The sequence below is a fragment of the Pseudomonas sp. NPDC087615 genome (assembly GCF_044743445.1).
Lineage (GTDB): Bacteria > Pseudomonadota > Gammaproteobacteria > Pseudomonadales > Pseudomonadaceae > Aquipseudomonas > Aquipseudomonas baetica_A.
The window spans coordinates 81518-89812 of record NZ_JBIUWM010000016.1 but is presented as its reverse complement, the minus strand read 5'-3'; the positions used below and the strand labels follow the sequence as shown (position 1 = coordinate 89812).

The 8295-nt window shown below is 63.3% G+C and carries 6 protein-coding genes; 4 read left to right on the top strand and 2 right to left on the bottom strand.

Going from position 1 to position 8295, the window contains the following annotated elements; all coding sequences use genetic code 11:
* The first annotated feature begins 269 nt into the window (after positions 1–269).
* The 4 genes from ACIOU6_RS10650 to ACIOU6_RS10635 all read left to right on the top strand — a co-directional run bounded on the left by ACIOU6_RS10650 (position 270) and on the right by ACIOU6_RS10635 (position 5415).
* The gene (locus tag ACIOU6_RS10650) at positions 270–1346 is read left to right on the top strand and encodes a putative 2-aminoethylphosphonate ABC transporter ATP-binding protein (RefSeq protein WP_221732427.1); all 1077 of its coding nucleotides are present in this window, start codon (positions 270–272) and stop codon (positions 1344–1346) included.
* On the top strand, positions 1346–3070 hold the full coding sequence (locus ACIOU6_RS10645; protein ID WP_401135973.1) for a putative 2-aminoethylphosphonate ABC transporter permease subunit: 1725 nt from the start codon (positions 1346–1348) through the stop codon (positions 3068–3070). The genes ACIOU6_RS10650 and ACIOU6_RS10645 overlap by 1 nt, the downstream gene beginning before the upstream one ends.
* A 42-nt stretch (positions 3071–3112) precedes the next feature.
* The gene (locus ACIOU6_RS10640; protein ID WP_401135971.1) at positions 3113–4138 is read left to right on the top strand and encodes a putative 2-aminoethylphosphonate ABC transporter substrate-binding protein; all 1026 of its coding nucleotides are present in this window, start codon (positions 3113–3115) and stop codon (positions 4136–4138) included.
* Between the two features lie 143 nt (positions 4139–4281).
* Positions 4282–5415 carry a TIGR03364 family FAD-dependent oxidoreductase gene (locus ACIOU6_RS10635; RefSeq protein WP_401135969.1) on the top strand — a complete coding sequence of 378 codons (1134 nt, stop codon included), beginning with the start codon at positions 4282–4284 and terminating at the stop codon, positions 5413–5415.
* A 92-nt stretch (positions 5416–5507) separates the two neighbouring features.
* Here ACIOU6_RS10635 and ACIOU6_RS10630 read toward each other — a convergent pair whose 3' ends face one another.
* Together ACIOU6_RS10630 and ACIOU6_RS10625 are read right to left on the bottom strand one after the other, a co-directional pair.
* Positions 5508–6884, bottom strand: a complete 1377-nt coding sequence (locus tag ACIOU6_RS10630; protein WP_401135967.1) for a GTPase/DUF3482 domain-containing protein — start codon at positions 6882–6884, stop codon at positions 5508–5510.
* Positions 6877–8256, bottom strand: a complete 1380-nt coding sequence (locus ACIOU6_RS10625; RefSeq protein ID WP_401135965.1) for a DUF2868 domain-containing protein — start codon at positions 8254–8256, stop codon at positions 6877–6879. The genes ACIOU6_RS10630 and ACIOU6_RS10625 overlap by 8 nt, the downstream gene beginning before the upstream one ends.
* Between the last annotated feature and the right edge of the window lie 39 nt (positions 8257–8295).

The following is an 8295-nucleotide window of genomic DNA, read 5'->3' as shown; positions in this document are numbered from 1 at the left end:
TGTGCCGCTGAGTGGAGGCTAGAGGTGTCGATCGCCTGAATCTTTTGGTGAATGTCTGGGCCTCTTCGCGAGCAAGCCCGCTCCCACATTGGCATGCGTTCCCCCTGTGCGAGCGGGCTTGCTCGCGAAGGCGACAGGCCAGGCAATACAGAACAAGCCCCTGAACCCAAATCCCCGAATACCACTATCAGCCGTTTTTGCCTCACTGCCACATGACGGACGCATTACAACTCTAGGATTGGCCTCATCTGCTTGATGAGGTCTGTCCCATGAATCCTGCCATCGCAACCACCCTGACTCACCCCGGCGCACCGATGAAAGTGCGCGGCGTGCAGAAGCGCTTTGGCGCGTTCACCGCACTGGATAACGTCTCTCTCGACGTCGCCGCCGGTGAACTGGTCTGCCTGCTCGGCCCGTCCGGTTGCGGCAAGACCACGTTGCTGCGTTGCATCGCCGGTCTGGAAAAGCAGGACAGTGGCGAGTTGTACCTCGGTGACCGCGATGTCTCGAATCTCGCCCCGCAGGCCCGGGACTACGGGATTCTGTTTCAGTCCTACGCACTGTTCCCCAATCTGACGGTGGAGGCGAACATTGCCTACGGCCTCGCCGGCAGCGGTCGCGATGAAGTGCGCCGCCGCGTCGGTGAGATGCTGGAACTGGTCGGCCTCACCGGCAGTGAGAAAAAGTACCCCGGCCAATTGTCCGGCGGCCAACAGCAACGGGTTGCGCTGGCCCGCGCTCTGGCCCCGGCACCGTCGCTGCTGCTGCTCGACGAACCGATGTCGGCCCTTGACGCCCGGGTGCGTGAGCATTTGTGTACCGAACTGCGCCAACTGCAACGCAACCTCGGCATCACCACTCTGATGGTCACGCACAATCAGGACGAAGCCATGCTGATGGCCGACCGCATCGCCGTGATGAATAACGGCCGGGTCGAGCAGTACGCCACCCCGCAGGACATCTACAACCGCCCGGCCACACCGTTTGTGGCCGAGTTTGTCGGCCAAGGTAACTGGCTGCCGTTCCAGCGCAGCAGCGACAGTCACGCCCGGGTGGGCGGGATGGATGTGCGTCTGGCGGATGGCAGCGTGAGCGGCGCCTCGGGCCGGCTGTTCTGCCGCCCCGAAGCGATCAACGTCAACCCGCTGGTACACGAAGAAAACCTGTTCCCGGCCAAAGTGCGCGAGATCACCTTCCTCGGCAACCGCTGCCGCATGAGCTTCGAACTCGATCAACTGCCGGGCCATGCACTGCTCGCCGAACTGGCGCCGGAGGCCATGCCGCGCCTCGGCGCCCAGCAGATCATGGTCGCCTTGCCGCCGCGCAGCCTGCAGGTGTTTGCCTGATGAGCAGCCCCCTCGCGCTGCCGCTCCCGCATAAGCAGGTGCGTCAGACTTCTCGTGCCGAGATCGGCGACCGCATCTTCGTCGTCGGCGGCAAACTCCTGCTGCTGGTATTGCTTGGCGTTGCGGTGCTGTTGCCGTTACTGGCGATCTTCTGGCGCGGCTTCAGTAGCGAAGCCGGACAGGGCGGTGGCTGGCTCGCCGCGAAAGAACTGGCGACCAGCGAGAATTTCCACTGGCTGCTCGGCAACAGCCTGAAAGTTTCCCTCAGCGTCGCGGCCATCGTCGTACCGCTGGCCTACCTGTTTGCCTACGCCCTGCAACGCACGTTGATTCCGGCCAAAGGCATCTGGCGCGGGATTTCCCTGCTGCCGCTGATGGCGCCGTCGATGCTGCCGGGGATTGCGCTGGTCTATCTGTTCGGCAATCAAGGCCTGTTGCGCGGGCTGCTCTCGGACAACATCTACGGGTTCTGGGGGATTGTGCTGGGTGAGGTGATCTACACCTTTCCCCATGCGCTGATGATTCTGCTGTCGGCGCTGTCGCTGGCCGATGCGCGGCTGTTCGATGCGGCGTCGAGCATGGGCGCCAGTCCGGCCAAGGCGTTTCGCAGCATCACTTGGCCGGCGACCCGACAGGCTGTGTTCGCCGCGTTCTGTCTGGTGTTCACCCTGACCATCACCGATTTCGGCGTGCCGGTGGTGGTCGGTGGCGACTATCAGGTGCTGGCGCTGGAAGCCTACAAAGCCGTGGTCGGCCAGCAGCAGTTCGGTCGCGGGGCTTTGATCGGCATGGTGCTGTTGTTGCCGGCGCTGTTCAGCTTCGGCGTCGACGCCTGGCTGCGTCGTCGTCATGGCGATTCCATGAGCGGCCGCGCCCAAGTGTTCAAACCTGCGCCGTCGAAACTGCGTGATGGCTGCTATCTGGTCATCGTCCTGCTGATCTGCGCGGCGTTGCTGCTGGTGTTCGGCATGGCGGTGTTTTCGTCACTGGTGAAGTTCTGGCCTTACAACCTGTCGCTGTCGCTCAACCACTACCAGTTCAATGAAACCGCCGGCGGTGGCTGGCTGGCCTACAGCAACAGCTTGAAGATGGCGCTGGGCACGGCGCTGATCGGCAGCGTGCTGATCTTCACTGGCGCGTATCTGATGGAGAAGACCCGCACACAACGCGGCCTCAACCTGACTCTGCGCATGCTCAGTTTCATCCCGATGGCGGTGCCTGGGCTGGTGCTCGGTCTGGGTTACGTCTTCTTCTTCAACCTCACCGGCAACCCGCTGCACGTGCTGTACGGGACGATGACGCTGCTGATCGTCTGCACCATTGCTCACTATTTGACCACCGCGCAAATGACCGCGACCACCGCGCTGCGCCAACTCGACGCCGAGTTCGAAGCCGCCGCGCTGTCACTCAAGGCGCCGCTGTACCGGCATTACCTGCGCGTGACCGTGCCGATCTGCCTGCCGGCGTTGCTGGACATCGTGCGCTACCTGTTCGTCTCGGCGATGACCACGGTTTCCGCAGCGATCTTCCTTTACAGCCCCGACACCATTCTTGCGGCGGTGGCGGTGCTGAACATGGATGACGCCGGCAACGTCGGCGGCGCGGCGGCGATGTCGACCCTGATTCTGTTCACCTCGGCGGGCGTGTCCTTGCTGCTGGCGTGGGCTTCGCGCGGCTTGCTGCGCCGTTCCCAGGCCTGGCGGCAAACCGCGCCCGGTCACTGATTTTTCCCGTAACCCTCAACTCAAAAAGACAGGAAAACGATCATGTTCAAGCCTATGGCCCTGGCCGCTGCTGTGCTCGCCACTTTCAGCCTGAATGCCTTCGCGGCGAAAACCGAGTTGACGGTGTACACCGCCCTCGAAGCCGAGCAACTGAAGTCCTACAAGGACGCCTTCGAAAAGGCCAACCCAGACGTCGAGATCAAATGGGTGCGCGATTCCACCGGGATCATCACCGCCAAACTGCTGGCCGAAAAGGCCCGTCCGCAGGCTGACGCCGTGTGGGGGCTGGCCGCCTCGAGCCTGGCGATCCTCGACCAGCAAGGCATGCTGCAAAGTTACGCGCCGAAGGATTTGGGCAAGATCGGCGCGAACTACCGCGACGCCGCCAACCCGCCTGCCTGGGTCGGCATGGACGTCTGGGCCGCGACCATTTGCTTCAACACCGTCGAAGCCGAGAAGCAGGGCCTGAACAAACCGGTGAGCTGGCAGGACCTGACCAAGCCTGAGTACAAGGGCAAGATTGTCATGCCCAACCCGGCGTCGTCCGGCACCGGTTTCCTCGACGTCAGCGCCTGGCTGCAAACCTTCGGCGAGAAGCAGGGCTGGGCGTACATGGACGGCCTGCACCAGAACATCGGCCAGTACGTTCACTCCGGCTCCAAGCCTTGCAAACTGGCGGCGGCGGGCGAGTTCCCGATTGGTATTTCCTTCGAATACCCGGCCGTTCAGTTGAAGCGCCAGGGCGCGCCGCTGGACATCATCCTGCCGAAGGAAGGCCTGGGCTGGGAGATCGAAGCCACGGCCGTGATCAAAGGCACGCCGCATGAAGACGCCGCGAAGAAACTCGCCGACTTCTCCGCCAGCGCCGAGGCGATGGATCTGTACAAGGAGAACTTCGCCGTACTCGCGCAGCCGGGGATTGCCAAGCCGCAGACGGAATTGCCGGCTGATTACGAGCAGCGTTTGATCAAGAACGACTTCGCCTGGGCCTCGAAGCATCGCGACGAGATCCTCACCGAATGGCGCAAGCGTTATGACGGCAAGTCCGAGAAAGTCGTCGCCAAGTAAGATCTTAATCGACTGACAGGGCCTCATCGCTGGCAAGCCAGCTCCCACAGGGTTTTGCGGTGAACACGAATTTTGTGAACACCTTGATACCTGTGGGAGCTGGCTTGCCAGCGATGACGGCCTCTCATTCAGAGCACCTCTAAATGACACAGCACCAAGACCTGCTCATCGTCGGCGCCGGCATTCTCGGCTTGTCCCACGCCTACGCCGCCGCCAAACGCGGCCTCAAGGTCGCCGTTTTCGAACGCACGGCCACGCCCCTCGGCGCCTCGGTGCGCAACTTCGGCCAGGCACTGGTCACCGGCCAGCCACCCGGGCCGATGCTGGAGCTGGCCAAGGCCAGCCGCGAGATCTGGGGCGACTGGGCGCAGCTCGCCGGCCTGCAAATCAAGCGCAACGGCTCGTACCTGTTTGCCCGCACTGAAGCTGAAGAACACCTGCTCGAAGCCTTTTGCGCCGGTCGCGCCGTGGAACACGGTTACAACGTCGACTTGTTGCGCGGCGCCGCGTTGCGCGATCTCTACCACGGCCAGTTCAGCCATCACCGTGCGGCACTTCACGGCATCGACGATCAACAGCTGTACTCGCGTGAAGCAATCCCGGCGTTGATCGAATACCTGCGCCGCGACCTCGGCGTCGAGTTTCACTTCTCGACGCTGGTACGCGACGTCGAACCGGGGCGCCTGCACAGCACGGCCGGCATCTTCACCGCTGAACAGATCATCGTCTGCTCCGGCCACGATTATCAGACCCTGCTGGCCGAGCCGATTGCCGCGCTCGACCCGCAAATCTGCCGCCTGCAAATGCTCCGCGCCAAACCGCAAGTCGAGCTGAACCTGCAACACGCCTTGCTCACGGGGTTGAGCGGCGTGCACTACGGCGCCTTCGCCGACTTGCCGGAAGCGGCGGCGGTGCAGGCGCAGATCCTGCGCGAACAACCGCACCTGCATGAAAACGGCATTCATCTGCTGATCAGTCCGACACCGTATGGCGAGTTGATCATCGGCGATTCGCACCACTACGGCAGCGATCTGTCGCCGTTCAACGCCGAGCAAGTCGACACCTGGATGCTCGAACTGGCCGAACACACTCTCGGCTGCAAGGTGCAAGTGATCGAGCGCTGGCAGGGTGTCTATGGCGCCCGTGGGCCTGGGCCGTTTTCGTTCCTGCGCCCGGCGCCGGGGCTGAGTGTGGCGCTGATGCACACCGGTGTCGGCATGAGCGTCGGCCCGGCGATGGCTGAGCGCAATGTGGCGCAGTTGCTGGGGGACATTTGATGGCAGGTCACAAGGCCTTCATTCGCGAGCAAGCCCGGGGAATGCGTTTTCCTGCTGGAGCGGGCTTGCTCGCGAAGAGGCTGGTTCAGGCGCTACAAATCCTCAGCCAAAGACTCAATCTGCTCCTGCCGCTCGGCCTGATTCAACTTCGCCTGTGGATTCAGCGACGACCACTGCGGATGCGCCCGCGCCTTGCTCAGCGCCTCCGGCAACTTGCCTTCGCGCCAGGTTTTGTCCTGCGGTGTTGCAACCTGGACCGCGTCCAGCGCTGCATGCCCACGCTGATCGAGCGCCAATAGCAATTGCCGCTGGCGCAATGCCAACAGCCGCAACACTGCGTCATCAACCGTCAACTCGCGCTGGCCTTTGATCTTACTCAGCAAGCGACTGCCATAACTGCGCGCCGTTTGCAGCGCACCACCGGCAATCGCACCGGCCAGTGCGGCGGCGCCGAGGGTGATGCCGCCCACCAGCAAATCCACGCCAGCCCCGGCGGCCGCTCCGGCAGCGATCCCGCCGCCCACGCGCACACCGAGTTGCTTCAAGGTTTCCGGGTTGAACAGGTCATCGCCCCAGCGCCCATCGAGCAGCGGCAAATCACTGGCCGCCGCATCTTGCGGGCGAAACGCATACAGCTTGAGCAGCGCTTCGACGCACTTCTGTTCGCGCTGACGCACAGCCTTGCGCAATTCGCTGATGGCTTGCTGTTCCTGCTCCGCCTCGCTGACCACGCTGCGGCGGCACGCGGCGCAGTCGATCAGCAATTCGGCAATCAACCGCGCTGCACTGTGCTGCCGGGCGAGTCGCTGTGCCTGCTGATCAGCAATCAAGCGTTCCATTTGCGGCCGGGCGTTTTCCAGCAACAAGGCGAGGCTTTCATACAGCCGTCGCTCACCATCCTCGGGCGGCGCCACGCTGTCGAAACGCACTAGCGCATGCAGACCAAGACGCGCCAACGCGTCACGCCAATCCGGTTCGCGGTGGTTGGCGCTGCTGACGAAATTGAGCACCGGCAGCAGCGGTTTGCCGCAACTGGCCAACACTTCCAGTTCATCGCGGTACTTGGCCAGCACTGGCTCGCGGGCGTCGATCACATACAGGCCGGCGTCGGAGGCGAGCAGTTGCCGCAGCACTTTGGCTTCCTGTTCGAAACGCTGGCGCGCCTCGCTGCCGTCGAGAAACCGCGCCAGTCGTGCCGGGCCGTCGAGGCGCTCGCCGGGGCGTTCCAGACGTTCGAGAAAATCCAGCAGGGCGATGGCGTCTTCCAGCCCCGGCGTGTCATAGAGGTCGAGCAACGGCTCGCCGTCCACCGACAGCCGCGCGCCCTCGACATGCCGGGTGGTACTCGGCCGATGCGAGACTTCGCCGAAACCGACATCGCGGGTCAGCGTGCGCAACAGCGAAGTCTTGCCAACGTTGGTGTGGCCGACCACGGCGAGTTTCAGCGGCGCTTTGAAGGCATCAGTCATGACCGTTCTCCAGCCAGTTCAACGGCGCGCAATCGACGAAGGGCAGATCCAGTTGTTGCAGCGCGACGTGCCAGTCGCCGAGGCGTTCGGCGTCCAGCGCTTCACCGGGCGGTGCTTGCAGCAGCCAGACGCGGGTGGCGCTGGCGTTGCGCGCTAGTTCGGCGATCAGCGCGAGGCTGCCGCGATCCGGCGAGCGTCGTGGGTCGCAGGCAATCGCCAGCCGCGCCGGGGGAAAGCGACTGAGTTGTTCGAGCAGTTTGTTGCGTGATTCGCGGCTGTCGAGGACGCCGGCGTTGCTGACGTTTTTCGGCAGCGCCGGCGGCCATGGGCGTTGCTCGTCGAGTTCGATCGCCACCAGCAATGCGCCTTCGCTGGCGTGTTCACTGACGCCGCTTTCGACGCGATGCAGTTGATCAGGCGCGGCGTCAGTAACGCCGAGACGTTCGCTGGTCGGCATTAGGCGTTCGCGCAGTTGGGCGTAGCCGGGCAGGTTCAGGTCCAGATGCAAGCGGTCACGTCCCCGTTTCCAGCGCCAGCGGCAGAACAGCATCAGTATCAGACGCGGCAAGACGCCATAAATCAGCACCGCGCCCACCAGCCAGATGGCCCACCACTGGCGAACCAACGCACGGTTGTAGTCGGTGTCCAGCGTCACGCGAATCATGTCGACGCGCGGCGCGCTCCAACCCAAGGCATGGGGAATGACCGTCAACGCATCCGTCAGGGCGGCGAAGAAGTCGGCGCCTAACAGCGTGCTTTCCCAAATGAAGTCATAGCGCCGGGCAGCCATCATCAACACCAGCATGCTCAAAGCGCTGAGCATGATCAGCAGCCACAGGCCATTGACCAGCGTGCCGATCGCCCAACGATTGAGTTTTTGGCGTTGCAACAAGACGAGCAACGCTGGGGGCAACTGCGCGGCTTTCGCATCACGGGCGAATTTTTCGCTGAGCCAAAGCCAGAGCCGGCCGAGTGCGGCGCCATGTTCCCCGGCGAACAACAGTCCCAGCGCCCAACTCAACAGCAAAATCAGATTCACCCCGAGCAACGTACCCAACGCCCAGAAAATATTCACCGGGCGCGTGCCGTCACCCAGCGTGGAAAACGCCATGCCGGCACCGGTCACGCAGGCCAGCACCACCATTAACAGCAGCGCCAGACGCGCGCCTTGCAGCCAGTGTTTGAGAGCGCTCGTCAGCCCGTCACGCTCAGCCAGCCACAGCGCACGGCGTTGAATACGGCTCGGCAAATCACCGCCGGCCGCGCGGGCCAAACGATTGGCTTCCAGGTCATCCAGCGGCCCGGCATGTTCTTCGCGCAGGCGCACGGTTTCGGTCAACCAGAGGTTTTGCAGTGGAGTCAGTTGTGTCACGCGGCATCCCGTCGCTCAATTGAGCCGTGAGCATAACCG